The 24178-nt window shown below is 40.7% G+C and carries 21 protein-coding genes and 1 other annotated feature; of the genes, 5 read left to right on the plus strand and 16 right to left on the minus strand.

Annotated features, from left to right (window positions below; all coding sequences use genetic code 11):
- A partial coding sequence (locus tag Q0K03_RS02180; RefSeq protein WP_297237249.1) for a shikimate dehydrogenase occupies window positions 1–942 on the plus strand: 942 nt, incomplete at its 5' end.
- Between the two features lie 40 nt (window positions 943–982).
- Here Q0K03_RS02180 and aroD read toward each other — a convergent pair.
- The 7 genes from aroD to Q0K03_RS02215 all read right to left on the minus strand — a co-directional run bounded on the left by aroD (window position 983) and on the right by Q0K03_RS02215 (window position 8746).
- Window positions 983–1744, minus strand: coding sequence for a type I 3-dehydroquinate dehydratase (aroD, locus tag Q0K03_RS02185; protein ID WP_297237250.1), 762 nt, complete (start codon window positions 1742–1744; stop codon window positions 983–985).
- A 2-nt stretch (window positions 1745–1746) separates the two neighbouring features.
- Entirely contained in the window at window positions 1747–2754 is a 1008-nt protein-coding gene (locus tag Q0K03_RS02190; protein ID WP_297237252.1) for a TRAP transporter substrate-binding protein, read from the minus strand.
- 17 nt (window positions 2755–2771) lie between these two features.
- The gene (locus Q0K03_RS02195; RefSeq protein ID WP_297237254.1) at window positions 2772–4061 is read right to left on the minus strand and encodes a TRAP transporter large permease; all 1290 of its coding nucleotides are present in this window, start codon (window positions 4059–4061) and stop codon (window positions 2772–2774) included.
- Window positions 4061–4564, minus strand: coding sequence for a TRAP transporter small permease (locus Q0K03_RS02200; RefSeq protein ID WP_297237255.1), 504 nt, complete (start codon window positions 4562–4564; stop codon window positions 4061–4063). Before Q0K03_RS02200 ends, Q0K03_RS02195 begins: the two co-directional genes overlap by 1 nt.
- 75 nt (window positions 4565–4639) lie before the next feature.
- The gene (locus tag Q0K03_RS02205; RefSeq protein WP_297237257.1) at window positions 4640–5836 is read right to left on the minus strand and encodes an MFS transporter; all 1197 of its coding nucleotides are present in this window, start codon (window positions 5834–5836) and stop codon (window positions 4640–4642) included.
- An 18-nt stretch (window positions 5837–5854) separates the two neighbouring features.
- Entirely contained in the window at window positions 5855–6730 is an 876-nt protein-coding gene (locus tag Q0K03_RS02210; protein WP_297237307.1) for a shikimate dehydrogenase, read from the minus strand.
- 21 nt (window positions 6731–6751) lie between these two features.
- Window positions 6752–8746 (minus strand): NAD(P)/FAD-dependent oxidoreductase, encoded by a 1995-nt coding sequence (locus Q0K03_RS02215; protein WP_297237259.1) that lies wholly within the window; start codon window positions 8744–8746, stop codon window positions 6752–6754.
- 111 nt (window positions 8747–8857) lie between these two features.
- Here Q0K03_RS02215 and Q0K03_RS02220 point away from each other — a divergent pair, with 111 nt between their 5' ends.
- From Q0K03_RS02220 to aroF, 3 genes are all read left to right on the plus strand, one after another.
- Window positions 8858–9760, plus strand: a complete 903-nt coding sequence (locus Q0K03_RS02220; RefSeq protein WP_297237261.1) for a LysR family transcriptional regulator — start codon at window positions 8858–8860, stop codon at window positions 9758–9760.
- 173 nt (window positions 9761–9933) lie between these two features.
- Window positions 9934–11196, plus strand: a complete 1263-nt coding sequence (locus tag Q0K03_RS02225) for a shikimate kinase (RefSeq protein ID WP_297237262.1) — start codon at window positions 9934–9936, stop codon at window positions 11194–11196.
- 15 nt (window positions 11197–11211) lie between these two features.
- On the plus strand, window positions 11212–12225 hold the full coding sequence (gene aroF / locus Q0K03_RS02230; RefSeq protein WP_297237264.1) for a 3-deoxy-7-phosphoheptulonate synthase: 1014 nt from the start codon (window positions 11212–11214) through the stop codon (window positions 12223–12225).
- Between the two features lie 13 nt (window positions 12226–12238).
- Here aroF and Q0K03_RS02235 read toward each other — a convergent pair whose 3' ends face one another.
- Entirely contained in the window at window positions 12239–12907 is a 669-nt protein-coding gene (locus Q0K03_RS02235; RefSeq protein ID WP_297237266.1) for a SprT-like domain-containing protein, read from the minus strand.
- A 190-nt stretch (window positions 12908–13097) separates the two neighbouring features.
- On the opposite strand from Q0K03_RS02235, the gene Q0K03_RS02240 reads away from it, so the two are divergent.
- Window positions 13098–14045 carry a TIGR01212 family radical SAM protein gene (locus Q0K03_RS02240; protein WP_297237268.1) on the plus strand — a complete coding sequence of 316 codons (948 nt, stop codon included), beginning with the start codon at window positions 13098–13100 and terminating at the stop codon, window positions 14043–14045.
- Here the strand turns inward: Q0K03_RS02240 and tyrS are convergent.
- The 8 genes from tyrS to Q0K03_RS02280 form a co-directional block, all read right to left on the minus strand.
- On the minus strand, window positions 14042–15286 hold the full coding sequence (gene tyrS / locus Q0K03_RS02245; RefSeq protein WP_297237270.1) for a tyrosine--tRNA ligase: 1245 nt from the start codon (window positions 15284–15286) through the stop codon (window positions 14042–14044). The two genes, Q0K03_RS02240 and tyrS, sit on opposite strands and share 4 nt — an antisense overlap.
- 30 nt (window positions 15287–15316) lie before the next feature.
- Window positions 15317–15501: a binding site (T-box leader), on the minus strand.
- 56 nt (window positions 15502–15557) lie between these two features.
- On the minus strand, window positions 15558–16058 hold the full coding sequence (locus tag Q0K03_RS02250; RefSeq protein ID WP_297237271.1) for a helix-turn-helix transcriptional regulator: 501 nt from the start codon (window positions 16056–16058) through the stop codon (window positions 15558–15560).
- Window positions 16059–16162: 104 nt separating this feature from the next.
- The gene (locus Q0K03_RS02255; protein ID WP_297237273.1) at window positions 16163–18748 is read right to left on the minus strand and encodes a cation-translocating P-type ATPase; all 2586 of its coding nucleotides are present in this window, start codon (window positions 18746–18748) and stop codon (window positions 16163–16165) included.
- A gap of 179 nt (window positions 18749–18927) precedes the next feature.
- Window positions 18928–19848 (minus strand): glycyl-radical enzyme activating protein, encoded by a 921-nt coding sequence (locus Q0K03_RS02260; protein WP_297237275.1) that lies wholly within the window; start codon window positions 19846–19848, stop codon window positions 18928–18930.
- Window positions 19835–22168, minus strand: a complete 2334-nt coding sequence (locus Q0K03_RS02265) for a formate C-acetyltransferase/glycerol dehydratase family glycyl radical enzyme (RefSeq protein ID WP_297237277.1) — start codon at window positions 22166–22168, stop codon at window positions 19835–19837. Before Q0K03_RS02265 ends, Q0K03_RS02260 begins: the two co-directional genes overlap by 14 nt.
- Entirely contained in the window at window positions 22161–22940 is a 780-nt protein-coding gene (locus Q0K03_RS02270) for a DeoR/GlpR family DNA-binding transcription regulator (RefSeq protein ID WP_297237279.1), read from the minus strand. Before Q0K03_RS02270 ends, Q0K03_RS02265 begins: the two co-directional genes overlap by 8 nt.
- A gap of 90 nt (window positions 22941–23030) precedes the next feature.
- Window positions 23031–23243 (minus strand): YneF family protein, encoded by a 213-nt coding sequence (locus tag Q0K03_RS02275; protein WP_297237281.1) that lies wholly within the window; start codon window positions 23241–23243, stop codon window positions 23031–23033.
- A 26-nt stretch (window positions 23244–23269) separates the two neighbouring features.
- Window positions 23270–24178 carry a DMT family transporter gene (locus tag Q0K03_RS02280; RefSeq protein WP_297237283.1) on the minus strand — a complete coding sequence of 303 codons (909 nt, stop codon included), beginning with the start codon at window positions 24176–24178 and terminating at the stop codon, window positions 23270–23272.

Raw genomic sequence — 24178 nt, forward strand, 5'->3', positions numbered from 1 at the left:
GATCATTATACATACGACATCCATCCTGTGGAAAAAGACAAGCTGGATTCCTTTATGAAAGAAAAAGCGTTTAAGGCGATCAATGTTACGATTCCTTATAAAAAAGACGTGATCCCCTACCTTACAGAATTGGACGATGCCTCAAAGAAAATCGGAGCGGTCAATACCATCGTAAATAAAAACGGGAACCTGTATGGATATAACACAGATTACTATGGTTTTGATTATATGGTCCGAAAACACAAAGTTTCTTTTACCGATAAAAAAGTTCTTGTGTTGGGAAACGGCGGTGCCAGCCAGGCCATTCAAGCCGTAATCAAAGACCATGGTGCTAAGGAAATGCTGGTGACGGATATCGTAATGAATCCAGGCATTCTAAGCATCGAGGAAGTTTATGACAAACATCCCGACATCGATATCGTTGTAAACACTACTCCTTGCGGCATGTATCCCAATGTAGATTCCGCCGCTGTTGATCTGAGTCAGTTTAAGAAGATCGAAGCCGTATTTGACTGTGTATATAATCCAATGGATACAGAGTTTACTTTACAGGCTAAAGAATTAGGCATCAAGGTCGCTGTGACCGGCTTAGAAATGCTGGTAGCTCAGGCAAAACGTGCTTTGGAACATTTTAAAGATATTCAGATTGATGATGAAGAGATCGATCGGATCTACCGTGAGATTCTTTTAGAAACAGCCAATCTGATCACCACATGTCAAGATATCAACGTACTCAATGAATTAAGTTCGAAGATACAAAAACCTGTTGTTTATTTTCAACAAGATGAACAACAGGCCATCGAAAACAATCAGATCCTTGTCATTGACAAAAACGATATCATCAAGCATCACAAACGTCTGATTTCAAACGGGTTTATCGTGGATGGGGATTCAACGTCGTTGATCCTGGAACATTTTAAAAAATCAATTCAAAATTATTGACAAAAAAAACGGTTAGCACTTTGAAGCTAACCGTTTTTCATTAAATAGAGTTGTGTAAGATTTCCAACACTTTATCCAGATCCGTCACATTGATCTGTCCTGGAGCACTGGCGGCTTTGGCTGCACCAAATGTCAAACAAGAACCAAACACTTCTCCAGCCAGTCTTGAAATCACGCCGTCGGCTCCCATAGACATGGTAATGATAGGGCGATCGGCATACTTTTCATGCATATCTAAAGTTGCCTTCAACAATGTAAGCACATCGGATTTCGACTGCGGCATCAGTGCAATCTTAGGAATATCGGCCTCTTTTTCCTGCATCAATCTTAATCGGGATACGATTTCTTCATAATCCGGCGTTTTATCAAAATCGTGATTGCTCATGACAACATAAACACCATGTTCATGTGCATATGACACGATTTCTTTAACTTCATCATCTCCGGTAAAACATTCTACATCGACAAAATCAATCCATTTGGAATCGATCATTTGTTTGTTCAAAGCCACATAATCTGCATTGGAAATGGCCATTTCCCCGCCTTCTTTGCTGGTTCTAAAAGTCGCCAAAAGAACCGTGTCCTTTAACAGAGAACCCACAAGCTCGATTGCTTTTTGGGCTTCTTTTTGATTCAGGATCTCTTTAAAATGATCCATTCGCCATTCAATGATATCGTATTGCAATCCTTGTAAACCTTCGATTTCATTTTTTAAACCATCCAGATCTTTACCCATGATTGGAATACAAATCTTAGGTTTCCCTTTACCAAATTCTACATTTTTCACTGTAACTGTTTTCATGTTTACCTCCATTCAGCATTTTTTAAATAAGCATTGTATAAGTCCTCACCGACTTCATTTTTGATATCTTCGTAAAGACTCTCGTTCAATTCTCGCATTTGTTCTTTTGTTTCATCATCCAGTTCAAGAATGGTCACGCCATTTTCAACACATTGATTGATTCGATCTTCAATACGCTGATCCGATTGTTCTCGGGCGTATTCACTGGCGTTTTCACTGGCCTGATCAATGATCTTCTGATCTTCTTTAGAAAGTGACTTATAGAAATCATTGTTTGTGATCAATGACAATAAATGCGGTAAGTGATTGGTTTCCACAATATATTTTTGTTGTTCATACAAGTTGGAAGAAACGATGACTTCCACCGGGTTTTCCTGCGCATCGATCGTTTTTTGCTGCAAACCAATATATACCTCACTAAAAGACATTGGCGTAGGATTGGCATGAATATTTTGCCAGAATTTCAAGTGGTAGGAGTTTTCCATCGTACGGATCTTTTGTCCGGCAAAGTCATCGATGGACTGGATCTCTTTGTTCGTGGTCATCACACGGAAATCCTGATCGGCAAAAGACAACAGTTTAAAACCGGCATCTTGATAGATTCCATCGACAATCGAGCGGAAATCAGGATCATCCAGAACTTCACGAACATCATTGATATCATCATAAGCCATTGGCAAGTCAAAGACGGCAAGCTGTTCCATAAAAGGAACCTGAGGCGCTGTATTCTGTACAATAAATTTTACATCTTTGGTCAAGCAGCTTTCAATCAGTTCTCTATCTCCGCCAAGTGTTGAGTTGTCATACACTTCGATCTGCATTCGGCCATCGCTCAATCTTTCCACTTCTTCGGCAAATTTATCCGCAAAGATACTTGTGATCGTATCCGTAGTCGAAGCATGCGCCAATACCCATGGATACTTTTGAGACTGGGCAACATAATCGACATTTTTTGTACAACCGCTAATCAGTAACAAAGTACAAAGAAGAAAGGTCAATAGTTTTTTCATATTTGTTTACACCCTTTCTATATCAAAGTTAATGAGATCTGTGGGAAAACACAAATCAAAATCAATGCGATCAACAATAAGATAATTTGCGGAAAGGCCTTTTTCGCAATCGTAAATACCGGAACTTCCGTAAGCCGTGAGGCAATAAACAGGTTGACACCAATTGGCGGTGTAACAAAACCGATAGCCAGATTGACTACCATGATCACACCAAACTGGATGGGATCCATGCCGAAGCTTGACATGATCGGTGTTAAGATCGGAGCCAAAATGAGAATTGCTGGACTTGTATCCATGACCATCCCTACGATCAGCAACAAGATATTGATTAATACCAGTACCGTAAAGGCACTTGTGAAATTCTCGGTGATAAAAGAGCCGGCCATCTGCGGTACCTGTAATAAAGTCAAGATTCTTGAGAACGCTACCGCACTTGCCAGAATGAACAAGATCGGTGTAAAGGTTTTTAAGGATTCGATCATGATTTCTTTTAAATCTTTGATCTTGATCGTACGATAGACAAACAAAGAAATAAACAAGGCATAGAAAACCGAGATAACGGCAGCTTCCGTTGGAGAAGCAACGCCGGTATAAATACATCCCAGAATAATGACCGGTGTTAGTAAAGCCCAGAAACCTTCCTTTAATATCGAGAAAAATCCGTTGGATCGTAAAGTATCGACTTCTTCCTGGATCCTCTCTTTATCTTCTCCGTGTTTCTTACAATAATACCAGCTATAAGCCATCAATAAAGCCGCTATCAAGATTCCCGGAAAAACACCTGCCAAAAACAAATTGGAAACACTGGCACCGGTGGCCATACCAAATAAAATAAACGGAATGCTTGGAGGAATGATAACGCCTAAACCTCCGGCCACTGCGATCAACGCTGTGGAGAATTTCTTGTCATAGCCTAACTTAAGCATGACCGGCATACTCATGGAACCCACCGCGGCCACCGTCGCCGGCGCACTTCCGGAGATGGCCCCATAAAATAAACAAGTCACAACGACCGCACAAGGAATTCCCGCCGTTCTCGATGCCAGAAAATACGAGAATACATCAAACAAACGTTTGGAAACCCCTCCTCTTGCCATGATGACCCCGCTTAGTACAAACATCGGGATCGCTAGCAAAGGAAAGGAATCAATACCGCCAAACATAGAACGAATGATGAATTCCACACTAATATCAAAAGATGGATCGATCAAACTCGGTGCCACAGAGATAATTCCTAAAGCAGCTCCAATCGGTACCGACAGAAGAAGCAAAACAACAAATAAGATCATTACAATCGACGCTAACATTATTCAGCTCCCTCCTTTACCCACTTTTTATTCAAAATATTATGCATTTCCAAAACGACTTGCTGGAAGGAACGAATCGTTGCCAATCCAAAGCCCAGAAGCGGTGCAAACTGCACATAGTACATCGGCAGCTGTAAAGCCGGTGACAACTGATCGGACTGAATGCTTTGGATGAGAAAAACATAGGCATGAACGCTTAAATAAAGAAAGAACACGAACAAAATAATATTCAGGATCAGTTGCAAAAACACATAGCTTTTATTTGAAAACAGATTGATGAACTGATCGATCTTGATAGAGATCCATTTTTTGATACAGTAACTGATTGAAATAAAACACATATAGATAAACAAATACCGGGTCAACTCCTCAGACCATGTCAATGAATTGTTCAATATGTATCGGCAAAACACCTGGATTCCCATAAGGCAAGTAATACATACTAAAAGAATGATCAGGAGAGTTTCTTCAAAATTATCGTCTAACCATTTTAAAATTTTCATATCATCACTTCTCTTATCTATAGAATAACATTTCTAAAAAAGCAACAGCCTAGATTTTTGACTGTTGCTTAAAGTTTAGTTGTCAGAACCAACCAAACGGGAATATCTCATATTTACAAACAGTGCCAATAAAACTCCAATTGCTGTGATTACAATATTCATCATCATGATTGAGCTGGAATCCATGGTTCCGGCCAACGTTAAGATCGTATAATTCGATAAAGAAGACATGATCATAACGATACTGGTGATCGTTCCCTTGATTTTAGGGAACAAATCGTTACAAGTTGCCGTAACCAACTGTAAAATAACAGCACCGGCAGAATATCCGACAATGGCCGCACCGGCAAGACACAATCCTTGTGACGGGAACATCAATACAGCAATCAAAGTAACCAGAGTAATTGCAGGATATACCAGCAAGAAACGTACACCTTTGATCTTATTGACCAAAATCGCCGTTACAACAATGGCCAGTAAGCTTCCTGAAGAATAATAAGTCTGCATGATACTTGGATCGGCCATTCCTGCCAGATCTTTGGCAAATGTTTGGGCACAGTTTAACCAAAGCTGGAATGTTGCCGTACATGTAAAGCCGATAATGATCAATGCGATACTTTCAATTGTAAATTTAGAATGTTTGATGTTTTCGATGAGACCTGGCTGTTTTTGACCATCGTTTGATTTTTCCTGTTTAGGAAGCGGTGCAAACAATGTCAGTACGCCAACAACAAGGATCGCAATTCCTGTTACGATCAGAATCATATTGTAACTCATATTGTTTGCGGCAATAAATCCCAACATGAATGGAAGCAACAACTGAGCCACCGAGATAAAGAATTTTGTCCCCATGGTTGCCAGAGAACTTCTAGGTTCCAGGATCTCAACACAGGCAGGAATAACACCTGTATCCAGGAAAGAGTTGGCAGCCCCACCGAAAATAGCAGCCACATAGGCAAATGTCATATTTGGTGAGAACGCAATTCCAAAGAAGAAGATCGCATAACAAAGGATCCCAATGATCGTAGAAGGTCTTCTTCCTAATTTATCGGATAAAGGTCCAGAAAATGGCAAAGTGATCAAACGGCCCAATCCCAAAGAAGCACTTACCATTGTAACCGCTCCAATTCCGGCAGCCAAATCAGAATACCCCCATTGGGCAGCCAGGCTTTCTTTAATGACGGCCTGCCCTAGAACGGAACAACCAATTCCATGAACAAAGTATGTTAAATACAGTACAAAAGCACTGGGTAAATATTTTTTATTCTTCATAACGTCTCCCTAATCTCATTAAAACTGAATATCCAATACATCTTTGATGTGTTCTACAGGCATATCCTGACCTGTCCACATTTTAAAAGCAGCAGCTCCCTGATACAACATCATTCCTTCTCCATTGATGGCTTTGGCGCATCCTACTTCTTTAGCGGTTTCCAATAACTTAGTGGTTCTAGGAGAATATACTGTATCAGCTACAATCAAATCTTTTCGAAGATAGGATGCGTCCGGGATAACCATCTGACCCTCTAACGGTTTCATACCTACGCCAGTAGCGTTGACAAAGATATAAGAGTCTTCAATTTCACGGCGCAGAGATTCATGATCGGCCAAATCATATAATGTGGCTTTACAGCTTGTTTTTTCGTTGATGTTCTTTACGTTTTGTTCAGCACGAGCCCAGAATTCATCACGGCGGTTAAAGATCGAGATTTCCTTTACTCCGTCCAATGCTGCCTGGATCTCGATGGCAGTAGCGGCTCCACCCGCTCCGGCAATCGTCATCTTTTTCCCGATCACATCGACACCGCTTTCTTTCAAGCCGGTCATAAATCCGATTCCATCTGTGATGTGCCCAGTCAAGACACCATTGTCATTGACAACGGTATTCACTGCACCACAAAGTTCAGCGGCAGGAGACAGATGATCCAGATACTGACCAATCACCGTTTTATTAGGCATGGATACGTTCCATCCGCGAACTTTCATAGCACGGAACCCTTTGACCGTATCTTCCAATGTAGAATTATCCACTTCAAAGGCAAGGTAAGCATAATCCAAACCTAATTTCTTAAAAGCTTCATTGTGCATCGTCGGGCTTTTTGAATGGCGAATCGGATACGCGATCAGCCCAATCAGCTCTGTATGTCCTGTAATTCGTTCTGTAATTTTACTCATGATGATTTCCTCCTATAAAAGTTCTCTTTTTCTTAATACACTCAATATATTTCTGCCTTCGGCAACCCCTTCGATGATTCGACGGGCTCTGACACTGTCACCAATGTTGATGATATCTACATTTTCATCTTTATAATGTTCACACAAAGATGCATAGATTGGCGAATAACTGCGCATTCCCAGGCAAACAAATCCAAGATCAAAATCAATATTTGAAAGTTCATCGTTTACCTTGACGACAAAGTGATCTTCACAAACTTCCTGCAATGCCGTATTCACCATCACGTTGACATGATGTTTTTCGATCATTTCTTTAACCTGGGACTTGGTCACTGGATCCAGGTCCTTACCCACTTGAGGCTGCATTTCAATAATCGTTGTCTTAGCACCGCGATTTGCGAAAAATTCGACAACATCCAATCCAACAGCTCCACCGCCCACTACGGCGATATGCATATTTGAACAATCTTCCGGATATTTTTCAATGGAATCCATCATTTTCATGATGGAACTTACTTTATTATTGTCTTTATCCAAATTTTCATGAAGGCCTTTGATCGGCGGCAGCAACGGATGAGAACCTGTCGCATTCACAATGATATCGGGCTTCAGATTTTCAATAAATGGAAGTGTTGCTTCCATGGAGGTGAATGTAATCAGATTTCTTAATTTACGCGCACGGTTGATCAAATATTCAGGGAAATAGGCCACACGGTATTTTTCCGGAATTCGGGAGATCTTACTTGCCAGACCGCCTAAATGATCTTCTTTTTCGATCAGGAATGTAGTACATCCCACTTCGGCAGCTGTACATGCCGCTTCCAAGCCAGCGGTTCCTCCTCCGATCACTACAACGTTGCAAGGAGATTTGATTTTTTCTTTATAGTAATCAACATCTGCATTGACGGCAGGATTCACTGTACAGCGAATCGGCCGATTCAAACCAATTCGATGCCCAGCACATCCAATGTTACAAGAGATACACTTACGAATCTCGTCTTCTTTTCCATATTTAACTTTGTTTGGCCAGTTCGGATCGGCAATCATCTGACGTCCCATTCCGATAAAATCGGCATCCCCTTTTTCCAGGATCTCTTCGGCAACCTTTGGATCACGGATATTTCCTGTTGTCATGACCGGTTTATTGAATTTATCCTTGACCGCTTTGGCCATATAAGATCTCCATCCATCCGGCAGATAATTGGCATCGATCTGATAATGAATGGAATCCGATAAAGCCGCAGACACATCGATCATATCCGCTTCTTCCTGGAAGTATTCAAGAAGCTGCAGGGTATCTTCCAGTGTATTTCCGCCTTTCAGCATTTCATCGGCACTGATTCGTAAAATGATTGGATATCTTGGTCCTACTGCCTGGCGAACCTTCTCCATGACCAGTTTCGCAAAACGAGCGCGATTTTCCGGTGTTCCCCCATACTCATCGGTACGATTATTTGTCAGCGGGCTTAAGAACTGACTGATCAAATAAGAATGTCCTGCGTGGATCTCAATCATATCAAATCCAATGATCTGAGCTCTTTTGGCAGCGGCTGCATAATCATCGGCAATCGATTCGATCTCTTCGACGCTTAATTGTCTTGGGATCGATCCCCCTTTTTTGTTTGGCAGATTGCTTGCACTGACTGGCTGCATACCAATACGGCTTTCAACCGCGCTGGCGCCGGAATGATTCAACTGAATCGCAATCTTGGTTCCATGTTTATGGACATTTTCACAAAGTTTAAAAAAGCGAGGAATAAAATTATCGTGATCAATTCGAATCTGTGTAGTTCCGTTACTTCCTTCCGGATACTTAACACAAGCGTTTTCTACAATGATCAATCCCGCTCCTCCCTGAGCTCTTTGTTCGTAATAATTGATATGTAGAAAACTCATTCCTCCATCGGTTTCACCAAAGTTTGTTCCCATGGGCGTCATAACGATTCGATTGTTCATTACGACGTCTTTGATTTGAATAGGACTAAACAGTGAATTGTATTTCTGCATAAGTTCTCCTCCATTTCCAAACAATATTATATGAAAGCGATATCATATGAACAATTAATAAAAACAGCTTTTTCTATAGATTCTATCTATAGATTAAAGTATAATTAAATCATGAACTATAATTACTTAAAATACTTTCGGGTCCTGGCAAAAACGGAACATTATACGCACGCTTCAGAAATGCTCAACATCTCCCAACCATCCCTTTCGCATGCGATCAGTGAATTGGAAAATGAATTGGGCGTGACCTTGTTCGAGAAACAAGGTAGAAACATTCGTCTGACCAAATACGGAAAATTTTACTATGACTATGTCGAACAGGGACTTACAGAAATCGAACATGGAAATAACTTTATCAAATCACTGGCCAGTGTTGATTCTGGTACGATCGACCTTGGATTTATTTATACATTGGGAGCTTATTATATTCCCAATGTAATGAAACGATTTTTAAAGACTCACCCGGGCATCCATTTTAACTTGTATCAAAATACTTCGCCTACGATCATAAAAAACTTACGGGATCAAACTTTTGATGTCGGTTTTTGTTCCAAAGTTGAAAACACCAACGATATCAACTATATTCCGGTCGTAAAAGAAGAAATTGTACTGGTTGTATCCAAACATCATCCGTTAGCCAAATACGACTCTATTGATCTCACAAAAATAAAGGACAGTGAAAAATGGATCCTGTACTCCAATCGATCCGGCCTTCGCCCCTATCTGGACCAGGTCTTTAAAACGGTTCGAATCCAGCCTTCCATCCAGTGTGAGGTGGTTGAAGATTCTGCCGCCCTGGGCCTTGTGGCAATCAATTACGGTATTGCTTTGGTACCGAAAATCGATATGATCAAGTTATATGATGTGAAAGACATAAAAATCGAAAATAAACTGGAAGATCGAACCATCTACATGGCCACGTTAAAAAATCGGTATTTAACCCCCTCTGTCAACAAATTTATCAACTATTTGGTGCATTATACCTTTGACAATCAAAAGCCTGAAAACGAATGAAAAAATAATTGATTTTAAATGAAAAAATTGATATTATTTTTACATGAAAATACTTTCGAATAGTTATTTTTACTTTTTTAACTAAAAAGCCCTGCGAAAATTAAAAAAATTCAGGGCTTTTCAAAGTGTTAGCGTTTCAGTTAACACTTTTTATTTTTTAAAGGAGAAAGATTATGAAAACAGGTTTGATTGGACAGGATCTTAGAGGTAATTTCACCCAGCGCGTATCGAATGCCTTTGGTCTGTATGATTACGAAATGAAGGAAATGACTCCCGAAGAAACGATACAGTTTGTAAAGGAGAAAAAATTTGAAGGTATCAATATCACCTTCCCTTACAAGCAGCTGGTTTATGATTACGTAGACATCCCCAGTGAAAACGCAAAGAAAATCGGTGCCGTGGATACGATCGTAATCAAAGATGGAAAGTCTTACGGATACAACACCGACTATCAGTCCTTCTACTATTTGATCAAACGCCACAACATAGATTTTAAAGGCAAAAAGATCCTGGTATTAGGTAACGGGGGTTCCAGCGCCGCGGTCCAGGTTGTTGCTAAAGAAATGGGCGCAAGCGAAATCCATGTCGTGGACATCAATGAAAGTCATGGAAGCATCTCTTATGTCGAATGCTTTGCGAAACACCTGAACTCGGATATTGTCATCAACACTTCACCGGTCGGCATGTCTCCGGACATTTCCAACGCTCCTATTGCCATGTCGTTATTTTCTAATTGTGAAACCGTCATTGACTTGATCTACAATCCTATATTGACAACGTTAGGTTTTAATGCCCAGGAACTTGGGATCCAGCGTGTGATTGGCATTGAAATGGAAGTAGCACAAACGAAATATGCCGTTGAACTGATTACAGGAAAGACCATCTGTGATGATAAAATTGATGAAGTGATTCACGATCTTCTCATTGAAAAATGTAACATCGTATTAATTGGAATGCCTAGTGCGGGAAAGACCTCTATCGGACAAATCCTTTCAAAACGATTGAATAAACGCTTTATCGACCTGGATGATGTCGTCGTGGAAAAGGCAAAAATGCCGATTCCCGAGATCTTTGCACAAAGTGGAGAGGCCGGATTCAGAAAATTGGAATCGATGGTTGCCCTGGAACTTTCTACATTAAACAATGTCATTATTGCCACGGGCGGCGGAACCATTAAGAATAAAGTCAATATGGATAATCTTAGACTGAACGGGATCGTGATCTTTATCGACCGCGATCTGGATAAACTGATTTCCAGCGATCCAAACCGTCCTCTGTCTTCCAGTAAGGAAGCCTTAAAGATCATGCACAAGGAAAGATATCCGCTGTATCAGAAATATTCCAATGTTGTCGTGCTCAACAATGAAGAAATGGAAAAAACCGTCGATGAGATCATCAAGGCTTACCACGAAACAGCGACAAAAGCCGTTATTTAAACAGGGGGAAAATTTATGATTATCACGCTAAAGAAAGACGCTAAACAAGATCAAATCGATCATTTGATACATCGCTTTGAAAATATGGGTCTCCAAGTTACGGTGATCTATGGTGAAAACTACAACGTATTCGGACTGGTTGGCGATACGACAAAAGTCGATGAAAAAAATGTCATGGCCAACCCTATCGTTGCCAATGTACAGCGGGTAGACGAGCCATATAAACTGGTCAATCGAAAATTTCATCCTGACAACACCATCGTGGATGTTAACGGAATCCAGATAGGCGGACAGAAGATCGTCATGATTGCCGGGCCATGCAGTGTTGAAGGAAAAGAACAGATTACACGGATCGCCAAAGAAGTCAAAGAGTGCGGCGCTGACATGTTAAGAGGCGGTGCCTATAAACCAAGAACAAGTCCGTATGCCTTCCAGGGGCTTGGAACCGAAGGAATCAAAGATTTATGTATCGCCCGTAAGCAGACCGGATTGCCTGTCGTCAGCGAACTGATGGCCGTAGAACATCTGGACGAATTCATCGAGAATGTAGATGTGATACAGATCGGCGCAAGAAATATGCAGAACTTTGATTTATTAAAAGCGGTGGGAAAAACCAAAAAGCCCGTTTTATTGAAACGTGGGCTTGCCAATACGATCAGTGAATGGATCATGGCTGCCGAATATATCATGTCGGAGGGAAATCCAAATGTGATCTTCTGCGAAAGAGGAATAAGAACTTTTGAAACCATGACACGAAACACTCTGGATCTGGCCGTGATTCCCATTATAAAAGAAAAGACCCATCTGCCTATCATCATTGATCCAAGTCATGCCGCCGGAAACTGGAAGCTTATTGAATCTTTGTCTTTGGCATCCATTGCGGCAGGAGCTGACGGTTTGATCATTGAAGTACACGATAATCCTGAGTGTGCCTGGAGCGATGGCGATCAGAGTTTGAAACCGGACAAATATGCCAGTTTGATCCAAAAAGGAAAAAAAATAGCCGAAGTGGTCGGCCGAAGAATATAAAAAAAAAACAGTATCACATCAGATACTGTTTTTCATTGCTTGTTTCGATAAGATCGATCCGGCGTTTATAGTCCGGCATCAATTCAGAAAGAATTGTATAAAAGCGAGTCGAATGGCTGGGTTCGATCAAATGAACAAACTCGTGACAGATCACATACTCAATAAATTCGATAGGATAATGAATCAACTCAAAATTCAAAGTGATCTCATTTTTATCCGGATGACAAACACCCCAGCTGGATTTCATCTTTCGAATAGAAATCTTAGGCATTTTCAAGGAAAAAGACTGAAAACGGAAAAAAATCATTTGCGAAATATCATTTAAAACATCCTGTGCATTTGATTTCAAAAACTGTTCAAATACTTTCTCCATGGATCTTTCATCCCTTGCCTGCACGATCAATTCGTTGTCACAGGTCGATACATGATTGGTATTTCCTATCACCTTTCGAATCTGAAAGCTTTTCCCGAAAAGACGAACCGATGGCTGTTTCAGTTGGAAATACATTTCATGATAATGGGTTAAGACGTATTTATCTATAATTTCCTGAGAACAAAATGGATTGGCGTGCACAACAAGTTGTCCATTAGCACTGACACGCATGCGAATCCCCTTTTGTTTTGTGATCCTTAATGTGTAATCCGGGATATCATGAACGATATCCTTTCGTTTCTCTGACATAAATGAGCCTCCTAAAACCTTCTCAATATGTCCCCTTAATGCCTGTCTATGATAGCATACCTCCATCCAAATGTGTATATAAAAATTTAAAAAATAGGAAACGGCCTTTACCTATCGATGTTTTTCTCATTTATACTTTTTATTTGTTTTAACCTTTTTAGGAATATGATAGGATGATACCGGTGATGTTATGTACAACAATCCTTATAAAAATTCCTGTGACAATAAAAGATATTATACGATCAGTTACTATTTTAAGAAGAAATACAATCAAAAAGTGGCCAAGGTCCCTTTGAACGCCGGTTTTACATGCCCAAACAGAGACGGTACAAAAGGAATTGGCGGCTGTACCTTCTGTTCTGAAAAAGGAAGCGGTGACAGTATTTTAAAATTTGATCAGGATCTGGAAACGCAATATGAACAAGGATTGAAGAGAATGCGAAAGAAATGGCCTAACTGTTTAGGATTTGCCTACTTTCAATCGTATACCAATACTTATGCCGATCTGGAAACAATCAAAAAGATCTATGATCCATTCTATGCCCGAGAAGATGTCTTAGGCATTTGTATCGCAACCAGAGCCGATTGCCTGGAGGAAGATGTCTTAGAGTATTTTGCGAATAAAGCCAGAGAAAAAGAAACATGGATCGAGATCGGACTGCAAAGCGTTCATGAAAAAACGATCCAAAGATTGAATCGCTGTCATTCCACAAATGAAGTATGGGAGGCCTTGAAAAAGATCAAAAACACTCAAATCAAGAGCTGTGTCCATATTATCAATTCTTTACCCTATGAAACAAAAGAAGAGATGATCGATACTGTCAAAGAACTTTCTAAACATCCTTTTGATGCGATCAAGATCCATATGCTTCATCTGATACAAAACACCGCTTTGGCCAAAAAATACAAAGAATCTCCTTTCCCTATACTCTCACTGGAAGAATACGTCGATGTCGTTGTAAGGCAGCTCGAATATCTGCCCTATGACTGCATTATTGAACGGTTGACCGGAGATGGCATGGCGGATGATTTGATTGAACCAGAATGGACGATCAAGAAAACGATCGTCACCAATGAGATCGATAAAAAAATGGCAAAAGAAAACACATGGCAAGGAAAAAAGAGTCGGATATCCTAATGATCCGACTCTTCTAATTTAACACAGTAATAATTTTTCTTTCCGCGCTTTAAGATCATAAAATCTTTGACGCAGCAGTTTTCGATGCAAATCTTTGTCAAAGGATCGGTAACCTTTGTTCCGTTGATCGCAATCGAATTTCCTTTGATCCATTCTCTGGCCTCACGTTTGCTTGAAGCAATATGCGTTTGAACCAACACATCTTCCAGCAACAAGCCGCAAGGACAATTGATTTGATCCATTTGGGCAACCGCTTCTAACTTCTGTTCTTCATTCAGTTCTGAAAAAGAGCCTCTAAACAAGGCATTCGTGATCTTTAATGCCGAATCCAATCCTTCTTCTCCGTGAAGATCTTTTACGACATTGGCTGCCAAGGCTTTTTGCGCTTCACGTTTATGCGGTTCTTCTTTCAAAGACACTTCCAGCGCATTGATCTCATCTACAGATAAGAACGTTAATTTTTTCAAGTATTCAATCACTTTTGTATCTTCGGTATTGAACAAGAACTGATAGAGCTCGTATGGACTTGTTTTCTTAGGATCCAGCCAAACCGTTCCCGTTTCGCTTTTCCCAAATTTTGTTCCGTCAGCTTTTGTGATCAACGGCATGGTCAAACCATAACATTTTACATCCGCTCCACACTTTTTACGAATCAGTTCCAGACCCGATGTAATATTTCCCCACTGATCCTGTCCCCCGATCTGCATTGTACAGTTGCGGGTTTTATACAATGTATAGAAATCTAGCGATTGCAGGATCATATAAGAGAATTCTGTATAGCTGATTCCCGAATCCAATCGTTTCTTGACCGTCTCTTTGTTGATCATATAATTCACATTGAATAGCTTTCCATAATCTCGTAAGAAATCAATGATCGTAATATCTTTGGTCCAGTCCAGGTTATTGACCATATCAAATCCCCAGAGCTTAGAGATCTGTTCATGCAGAGCATCGTAGTTTTTCTGCAGCACTTCCGGTGTCAGCATATTTCTTTCTCCGGTGGCCTTAGGATCTCCGATAAATCCAGTTGCCCCGCCAACCAGCATAATCGGATGATGCCCATGCATCTGAAGACGTTTGGCCATCAATAACGAGCTGTAATGCCCGATATGTAAAGAATCCGCCGTTGGATCGGTTCCAATATAAAATGTCAGCTGTTCATTGTTGATCGCATCTTCTACTTCCGGGCTTGTGACATTATCGATCAGTCCTCGCCATTTTAATTCATCAAATAGTTTCATCGCATATCCTCCATAAAAAAAACGCCCTCCTATAAGGACGTTTGCACGCGGTACCACCTTACTTCATACAAAAAGTATGCACTCCAGTCTTTAACGCAGACTTACGTCAAAAGAAGCTCCAAGGTGTATTCCACAGATTTTCCTGCAGCTTTTCACCAGCCAGCTGCTCTCTGTAAAGAAAGTATCTGTGTACTCTTTCTTTTCATCGCTGTATCTAAAATTATACGGATTTATCATCAAAAAGCAAGCAGCCGCTTCAAATATCAATCTTTTATTTTGTATTCGCCGAAAGTTTTGAATAGAGCTTTCTGCCTTTTAAACTAGTTACAACAGCTCCTAGAATAAACAGACCAAAAGAAACCCCCATACAGAATCCTTCAATAAATTCCACAATAGGATTGTGATCTAAATCAAGCCATCGCAAAAGAAAATAGAAACAAAACAGGAAGCATCCCATTAAAAACAAAATATGATAAATTTTTAAACGTTCTTTTTGTTCTTGTGCCGAATAATCGGCAATTTTCTTTACCGTATCTTCAATATGTTCTTCGTTATCTGAAATAGACCTTTGTCCATTGATCAAATCACGAAGATCAACTTTATAGTAATCAGAAAGTTCTATCAAAAGATCCAGGTCTGGAAGATTGGATCCCGTTTCCCAGCGGGAAACAGTTCTCCTGGATACATTAAGATATTCCGCCAGCTGTTCTTGTGTTAACTGTTTCTCTTTTCGCAGTTCTTTTAATAAGTTTCCTATTTTGATTGTGTTCATACTTTGATCTCCTTACGCTCTTATTTTAACAAATCGTCTTTCTTTAACCAGGACATAAAACGTCCATAAGTCCAATATATAAAAAGAGACGAACATTTCGCCTCTTAGTTATGCATTTTCATTTTGATGATTCGTACGATCTGAACACAGATAAAAGAACCAAATGCACAAAGTACGATCCAGCCAATATGGCTCAGTGTTAGATCCTGCGCAATCGTAAATAATCCATGAAGACCAGGAACCAGTAAGATCAGCATCAACAATCCCGCACCAACAACGAAAGCCAGACAACTATAAACGTTAATGGACAGTTTATAAAGCGGCAATGCCGAACGGCTTGAGAATCCATGGAACAAACGGGAAAGACACAAAGTCGCAAAGGCCATCGTACTGGCCAGTGCCGGTGAAGTTTGAAGGCCAAGACAATAAGCAGTCATCACAAACGCAAAGATGATCAAGCCTTCCAGCCCAATTTGAAGCATTGTCTTGCGATTCAAGATAGAATCATCACTCTTTCTTGGTTTCTGACGGAGGATATCGTCCGTTCCCTTTTCCATTCCAATCGCAATAGCCGGTAAAGAATCGGTGATCAAATTGATAAACAACAAGTGCACAGCCGTGAATGGTGTCGGTAAAAAGGTGACGGAAGTAAATACCACAGCCAGGATCGCGGAGAAGTTCCCAGACAACAAATACGTGATCGCATTCTTTATATTGGCATACACATTTCTTCCGGTGATGACCGCTTTAACGATCGTAGAAAAGTTATCGTCCATCAAGATCATACTGGCGGCATCTTTGGAAACTTCTGTTCCTGTGATTCCCATCGCAACACCAATATCACTTTGTTTCAAAGCCGGTGCATCGTTAACACCGTCTCCAGTCATCGCAACGATCTCTCCTCGTTTTTGCCAGGCATGAACGATACGGATTTTGTGTTCTGGTGCCACACGGGCATATACAGAAACCTTTGGCAAAACTTCATCCAGTTCTTCTTCGCTCATCTTTTCCAACTGCGCCCCTTCCAAACAGATATCGCCTTCCTCAAAGATACCAATCTGCTGGGCAATACTTTGGGCCGTGATCACATGATCTCCTGTGATCATGATCGGTTTGATACCGGCAATACGACATTTATCAACGGCATCTTTACTTTCAGGACGAGGAGGGTCCATCTGGGCTACCATACCGACAAAACACAGATCTTGTTCATCGTCAAAAGAGAGTGGTTTCGGTTCCATTTTCTTATAGGCAAAGCCAAGAACACGAAGACCTCTTCGGGCATATTCTTCGTTTTTCTTTAAGATTGTATCAATATCTTCCTTTGTCAGCGGTCGTTTCACATCGTGGATCAAGATCTGCGTGCATCGTTTCAGCAATTCATCAACCGCTCCCTTTGTATAAAGGTGATAATGGGAATTGATCGACATCATCTTTCTTGTCGAATCAAACGGGATCTCGTCGATACGCTGTGCTTCTACAACATAATCGTCATCTTTCTTTCCGTAATTATGAAACAATTCCAACAAGGCGATCTCTGTTGGATCCCCAATCTGGGTATCTTCCCGTAAGATCGCATTGGTACAAAGAAGACACTCTTTTAACAGCACATCATGGCAATGATCATTCGCATTCAATTTCTCAGGAAGAAAAGCTTCCTGATTGGCAAACACTTCCATGACCTTCATCTTGTTCTGTGTTAACGTTCCCGTTTTATCCGAACATATGATGGAAACACAACCTAAGCTTTCTACCGCATTAAGCTGTTTGATAATGGCATTTTCTTTGACCATTTTCTGTGTGGAAATGGAAAGAACGATGGTAACGATCGATCCCAGCGCTTCAGGAATGGCCGCCACGGCAAGAGCTACGGCAATCAATAACGCATCCAGAATATTCTCATGCGCCAGAACAACATTGATGGCCAGAATGACTGCACAGATCACACAGATACTGATGGTAAGCTTTACGGAAAAATCATCAAGTGATTTTTGAAGCGGTGTTTTTCGCTCTTCGGCATTTTCAATCATGGTGGCAATATGTCCAATCTCGGTATTCATACCAATGGCGGTTACAATATATTTTCCGGTTCCGTTGGTTACTAAACCGCTGGAGAACGCCATATTTTTCTGGTCAGCCAACGGTTGTTCGCCATCTAAACTTTCAATGATTTTTTCCTGCGGTAAAGATTCTCCAGTCAAGGCGCTTTCATTGATTTGAAGATTGGCCGCTTCTATAATACGGCCATCGCCTTCAATGATATCTCCAGCCTCTATAGAGACCACGTCTCCCACTGTCAGCTGATCACTGGAGATTTCCTGCATCTGTCCCTCACGGATCACTTTGACATGCGGCGTAGACAATTTTGCCAGACTTTCCAGCGACTTTCTTGCTTTCAAAGTTTGTACTGTCCCTAAGATCGCATTGATCGTGATAACGACCAAAATAACAGCGGTGCTGACATATTCGCCAGAAAGTGCCGAAATCAGGGCGGCACAGATCAAAACGATCACAAGAAGATCTTTATACTGTTCAAAAAAGATCACAACCGGACTTTTCGGTTTGGTTTGATTCATCTGGTTGAGACCGTATTGTTCATGTCGTTTTAAAACTTCATCGTTTGACAGTCCATCGATGGAAGTGTTTAACGTTTCTAAAACCTCACTGGCATTTTGGTTATAATAAGCCATATCTGATTCCCTCCTATAAAAATAGACAAGATCCATTAAGGACCTGGTCCTTAATGAGTCTTGTCTTTAAGATTGTCCAGAATTAAAATTCGGGTATGTTGAACAATCACGCTATGCGAGACTACTCCCTCATCGGAAACAATTTTACTAAAGTTATACTCAAAAAGCAAATCAAAGAATTAAGATTCAACGATAAGATTATAGATTCCGGCATCGCCTGCGATTTGATAAAACAGCTTCATTTGATCATCGCTATAAAGTTTCGGATTCTTTTTAAAACAATACTCCATATCCAAATAAGCGTATTTTGACTTTGCCAAAGGATTATAGTTCAGTATTTCGTAGTGCACTTGAGAATAAATAGAACTTAAAAAGGAAGCAATTTGTTCAATGTTTTCCTTTGTGGCGGTCATACCGGGAATCAGCGGAGTGCGAACAATCACTTGATCTTTCTTAGCACACGTCAATAAATAACGCAGGTTTTCTAAAATAATGACATTATCTACACCCGTACATTCTTGATGCATGGAGGCATCATATATTTTACAGTCCGCATAGATCTGGTCCAGATACGGCAAGGCTTTTTCCAGCCATTTTCGATTCACGTAAAGACTTGTCTCAATAGCGGTATGAATCCCCTCTTCTTTGCATGCCGTCAAAAGCGACAATAAACCTTCCGGCTGTAAGAAAGGCTCCCCGCCAGAGATCGTAACTCCGCCTCCATAACGGAAGAAAGACTCATCTTTTTTGATTTCATGCATCAACTCTGAAATCGAATAAGAAACAGAATCAAATTGTAAGGCCGTAGTCGGACAAGCATCAACAATCGTTTCCCAGTCTTCCGAAGCTTTTCGATCCAGTAAGATCTTTCCATCTTGAAAAAGTACACCCTGATTTTGGCACGCATGAACACAGCTTAAACAATGGATACATTTATTCTCCATATATAAAACTTGTCTATTTGGGAACAGCCCTTCGGGATTTTGACACCATTTACAACGCAGAGGACAGCCTTTTAAGAAGACTGTGGTTCGAATCCCGCGTCCATCATGGGTTGAAAACCGCTTAATATCAAAGACCTGCAGATTAGATATTGTCATAAGATGTCCTTGCGATGATCTCGTTTTGTAGATCACCGGCCAATTCCGTAAAATACGCTGTATACCCGGCAACCCGAACCGTTAAGGAACTGTATTGTTCCGGATGTTTCTGGGCTGCCAGCAGATCTTCTCTACGAACGACATTAAACTGAATATGAGGAATTTCCAGGTCGACAAACGTTCTCAAAAAACTACAGAATTTTTGAATTCCAATCTCCGTCTTGAAAAATTCTGGCAAAAACTTCATATTCAGTAAACCGCCATTGGTGGTGCAATCGTCATTCAATCGAGACACCGACTTCAATACGGCTGTCGGTCCTTTGAGATCACGTCCATATACAGCCGATAATCCCCCATCTGCCAAAGGCGTCTGTGATAAACGGCCATCGGCACTGGCGCCTACATTGTGTCCCATAGGAACATGGGCGCTTACTGTATACATTCCTGTATGATAAGGGCCGCCTCTGTAATTTGTGTAGGAACGTAAGGTGTCTCTAAAAAACTGTGCCCATTTTGCCCCCAGCTGATCGACCCATTCAACATCATTTCCATACTTTGGTACACGATTCAATAACATTTGACGCATAACTTCCTGTCCCTGGAAATTATCTTTAAGAGCCTCTTCAAGGTCTTTGGCACGAATGCGTTTTTGATCATAGACCATCATCTTGATAGCAGCCAGCGAATCCGCCAGATTGGCCACCTGGATCATTTGGATCCCGGAAAGATTATAATGAGCCCCACCCTGGGTCACATCCATTCCCTTTTCCATACAATCATCGATCACACCGCTTAGAAAAGCCGTGGGAAGAATATCGATATGGGCTTTTTCGACTTCTTCGCAACATGGGATCATTTTATCAATAAAAAACAACATCATCCTTTGAAAGGCCTGCTCAAGTTCTTGAAAAGTCTTATAGGTGGTCAAAGAACCCAAATCCGGTCCTAATTGCGCATTGGTGATCAAACATCGTCCATGATTCAACGTGAGCTCTAAGACTTTGTTCATATTGAACATGGCAGCATCCGACCATCCTAAATTATTCCCCTGGGTCGTCAGTTCCACACAGCCTACGATCGCATAATCTTTTGCGTCTTTAGAAGAGATGCCCATCTTTTCCATTTCATGGACAATAGCTTTATCATTAAAGAATTGAGGCATTCCGCTTCCCTTGGATACGACACGCACCGCATGTTTCAACAGTTCATCGTTTGTATGTTCATGAAGACGGACACTCAAATTCGGCTGCGGCAAACCAAGGTCTTCCTGTGCCTGTAAAAACAGATGACTGAGTTCATTACAGAAATCATTTCCTTTTTCATCGATACCGCCCACCGCGATATTGAATCCAATTGGAAAGCCCGCAAAATATTTTGCGGAGTTTTGATTGCGAAGATAAACGATCTGATTGAACTTTAACCATAAACATTCAATGATTTCCAAAGCTTCCCGATCGTTGATCCGTAATTCTTCAATGTCTTTTTTATAATAAGGATATAAAGTTTGATCCAGACGTCCTGGTGAGAAGCTGGAAGCATTGCTTTCCATATGAAGCACGACAAACAAGAACCACAAAGATTGAACGGCTTCATGGAACGTTTGCGCCGGCCTTTGGCTCAAGTTTTTACAGATTTCGGCAACCTTTTTCATGTCGGATGCATGGTTGGGATTTAAAAGAGATTCATGGATCAAAAGATCATGATAACGCATCATAAAATCTTTTACCCCATCCATCACTAAAACGACCGATCGATAAAAATCTTTTTGTTCCGGCAAACAAGATTCCAAATGCGATAATGCCTCATTTTTTAGAATGCTGGGGCCTTTTTCCAGCCATTCTTTTACATTGGGACAAATATGTCCCTGAGCATGATCTTTTTGATTGATCTTTACAACTTTACTGATCGCATCAATTTCATTTCCAGCTCGCAAGCGCAATACATCTTCCAGGCTTTTTCCCTTCCAGTAAGGAAGGATGACATTACGGAACGTCTCAATGTCTTTTGGACGGACCAAAAACCGATCCTGGGCCCTGGTAGAGATCGTTTCCAATTCATCATTGACCCATGAGATGCCGCTTTCGGGAAAAACTACGCCATAACGAACCCCTTTTGTCCGGTTGCCGACAATCAGTTCTTCGGGCTCGATACCAATCTCCAGTTCATGAAGAGCGTTATACAAAGAATAAGCACGTTTCATCGGTATAGAATCAGCTTCATGTTCTTTGTACGTCCTTGTGATGATCAAAGCTTGTTCAATGCTTACATAACGCGGTTGAGAAAGCATTTTATTTTTTAAGGTTTCAATACGGTTATTCATCTTTGTTCTCCTCATAATAGATTTTGACATCATATTTTTGTGCATATTTAAGATTTTGAGCGGATGGCTGTACATCTGTGATGATCCCATCAAAATCACTTACCGCTGCATACTGATAGTTGCCAATTTGATTGAATTTATCCAGATCACTCAGTAAAAAAGCCTGTTTTGAATGTGAAAGAACCGTTTGTTTGGTAATGCCATCGGCAGCCATATATGTATAGACCGCATTGTTCTTCATATCGATGGCCACAACACCCATAAACGCATAGTCAAAGTAGAAATTACTCAACACGGCATCGGCCATGCTCCCGACAAAACCGTCCTTGCCATAATCGAACTCACCGCCGATGAAAATGGTATTGATGGAAGTATTCGCAAACAAATTGATAACTTCCAATGCATTGGTCACGACTGTGATCCTTAGATTTTTGTTGACGATCAAACGAGCCAGTTCTACGACCGTGGTACTGATATCCAAAAAGACAATGCTTCCTTCCTTGATTTGATCCATTGCCGTTTTCGCAATCTTCTTTTTTGCTTCAATATTCACGGATTTTCGCTGGGCCGCTGTTTTTCGATGGACATTTTCTTTTTCTAAAATAGCGCCTCCATATATTTTTTTACATTTTCCCTGTTTTTCCAGAGCATTCAAATCTTTTCGAATCAAATCCTCGGTCACAGAAAAGCGCTCGCTTAACTCTTTGACACGAACACTTCCTTTATCCATTAATTCTTTTACGATCAATTCTTGTCTTTCTTCCACAAACATAATATCACCACTAAAAGTATAACAGAACACGAAGAAATAATAAAGAACAATAATTCTATCTTATGCAAAAAAAAAGCGAAGATACCTTCGCTAACGACTTTGATTCACTGATTTCATGATTTGACGAATCTGTGCTTCACTCGGTTTACGTCCCATCTGCAGGAACATAGCACGAATCATCTTTTCATTGATAGGTGGATTTTCTTTTAACTCTTTTTCAAATTTTCTCTTTGTGAAATAAAACCCTAAGATGAGTCCAATCACAACTCCGACTAAAGTAAAAATAATACTTGACCAACCCATAAATAATTCATCCTCACTATTTCTAATCAATATCTTACTATTTTTTTATCCTTTTGACAACCTCTTGAAATCTTGATTTTTTTGAATACGCCCTCTCCTTCTATCATTAAAACCGAAAGGAAGATCAACAAGCCTCCCAACAACATCATCCACGTTTTTTCTTCATGCAGAAGAAGAAATCCAAAGAGGTTGGCGAACAGCGATTCCGTGCACAAAAGAACGCTGGCGCTGGATGCATCGATATATTTCTGCGCCAAAGTCTGCAGCTGAAAAGCTAACCAGGTGGCAATAAGAATCATATATAAACAGCTCATAATTGCCGAAGCAGAAACTTCGGCCGGCATCGTTTCCAACAGGAAACACCCAGGAATCGATAAAATACTTGCCGTGGTCATCTGGATCGCATTGATCAAAGCGACGTTCTGTCCTTTGGTTGAATATTCCAACGATATAAAATGACAGGCAAAAAAGAACGCACAAATCAAAGAAAACCCATCCCCTAAAGAGAAATGGAAACTGCCTTTTGTCAAAGATAGAAAACCAATTCCAATCAAGCAAATAAAACTTGCCAGGATCTGCAAAGATTGGGGCCTTCGGCGAAACAGGAACCAGGCAATGTAAGGTACGATCACAACGTTGACAGCGGTCAAAAAAGCGTTTTGACCTGTATTTGTCAAATCCAGACCAAAGGTTTGAAACGCAAACGCCAGATATAGGAAGACTCCAGAAAGGGATCCTTTTTTTATAGCGGTCTTATTGACAGGAGTTTTTTTAATAAACAAGATGATCCAGGAAACAAGAGCAGCGCCTAAAAAGCGGATCCATAGAACGGTAAACGGATCAAAGGTATCCAGCGCCGCATCCGTGGCAATAAATCCGCCTCCCCATATGGCGGCAACCAAAAGACAAATAAAGCTTGCGGTGGATCTTGTCAT

The organism is uncultured Faecalicoccus sp. (assembly GCF_944327125.1).
Classification (GTDB): domain Bacteria; phylum Bacillota_I; class Bacilli_A; order Erysipelotrichales; family Erysipelotrichaceae; genus Faecalicoccus.

Bases quoted from the DNA above. Each gene is read 5' to 3' on its own strand.
- aroD (WP_297237250.1), bottom strand. From the start codon at position 1,744: ATGAAAACAGTTACAGTGAAAAATGTAGAATTTGGTAAAGGGAAACCT.
- Q0K03_RS02190 (WP_297237252.1), bottom strand. From the start codon at position 2,754: ATGAAAAAACTATTGACCTTTCTTCTTTGTACTTTGTTACTGATTAGC.
- Q0K03_RS02195 (WP_297237254.1), bottom strand. From the start codon at position 4,061: ATGTTAGCGTCGATTGTAATGATCTTATTTGTTGTTTTGCTTCTTCTG.
- Q0K03_RS02200 (WP_297237255.1), bottom strand. From the start codon at position 4,564: ATGAAAATTTTAAAATGGTTAGACGATAATTTTGAAGAAACTCTCCTG.
- Q0K03_RS02205 (WP_297237257.1), bottom strand. From the start codon at position 5,836: ATGAAGAATAAAAAATATTTACCCAGTGCTTTTGTACTGTATTTAACA.
- Q0K03_RS02215 (WP_297237259.1), bottom strand. From the start codon at position 8,746: ATGCAGAAATACAATTCACTGTTTAGTCCTATTCAAATCAAAGACGTC.
- Q0K03_RS02220 (WP_297237261.1), top strand. From the start codon at position 8,858: ATGAACTATAATTACTTAAAATACTTTCGGGTCCTGGCAAAAACGGAA.
- Q0K03_RS02225 (WP_297237262.1), top strand. From the start codon at position 9,934: ATGAAAACAGGTTTGATTGGACAGGATCTTAGAGGTAATTTCACCCAG.
- aroF (WP_297237264.1), top strand. From the start codon at position 11,212: ATGATTATCACGCTAAAGAAAGACGCTAAACAAGATCAAATCGATCAT.
- Q0K03_RS02235 (WP_297237266.1), bottom strand. From the start codon at position 12,907: ATGTCAGAGAAACGAAAGGATATCGTTCATGATATCCCGGATTACACA.
- Q0K03_RS02240 (WP_297237268.1), top strand. From the start codon at position 13,098: ATGTACAACAATCCTTATAAAAATTCCTGTGACAATAAAAGATATTAT.
- tyrS (WP_297237270.1), bottom strand. From the start codon at position 15,286: ATGAAACTATTTGATGAATTAAAATGGCGAGGACTGATCGATAATGTC.
- Q0K03_RS02250 (WP_297237271.1), bottom strand. From the start codon at position 16,058: ATGAACACAATCAAAATAGGAAACTTATTAAAAGAACTGCGAAAAGAG.
- Q0K03_RS02255 (WP_297237273.1), bottom strand. From the start codon at position 18,748: ATGGCTTATTATAACCAAAATGCCAGTGAGGTTTTAGAAACGTTAAAC.
- Q0K03_RS02260 (WP_297237275.1), bottom strand. From the start codon at position 19,848: ATGACAATATCTAATCTGCAGGTCTTTGATATTAAGCGGTTTTCAACC.
- Q0K03_RS02265 (WP_297237277.1), bottom strand. From the start codon at position 22,168: ATGAATAACCGTATTGAAACCTTAAAAAATAAAATGCTTTCTCAACCG.
- Q0K03_RS02270 (WP_297237279.1), bottom strand. From the start codon at position 22,940: ATGTTTGTGGAAGAAAGACAAGAATTGATCGTAAAAGAATTAATGGAT.
- Q0K03_RS02275 (WP_297237281.1), bottom strand. From the start codon at position 23,243: ATGGGTTGGTCAAGTATTATTTTTACTTTAGTCGGAGTTGTGATTGGA.
- Q0K03_RS02280 (WP_297237283.1), bottom strand. From the start codon at position 24,178: ATGACAAGATCCACCGCAAGCTTTATTTGTCTTTTGGTTGCCGCCATA.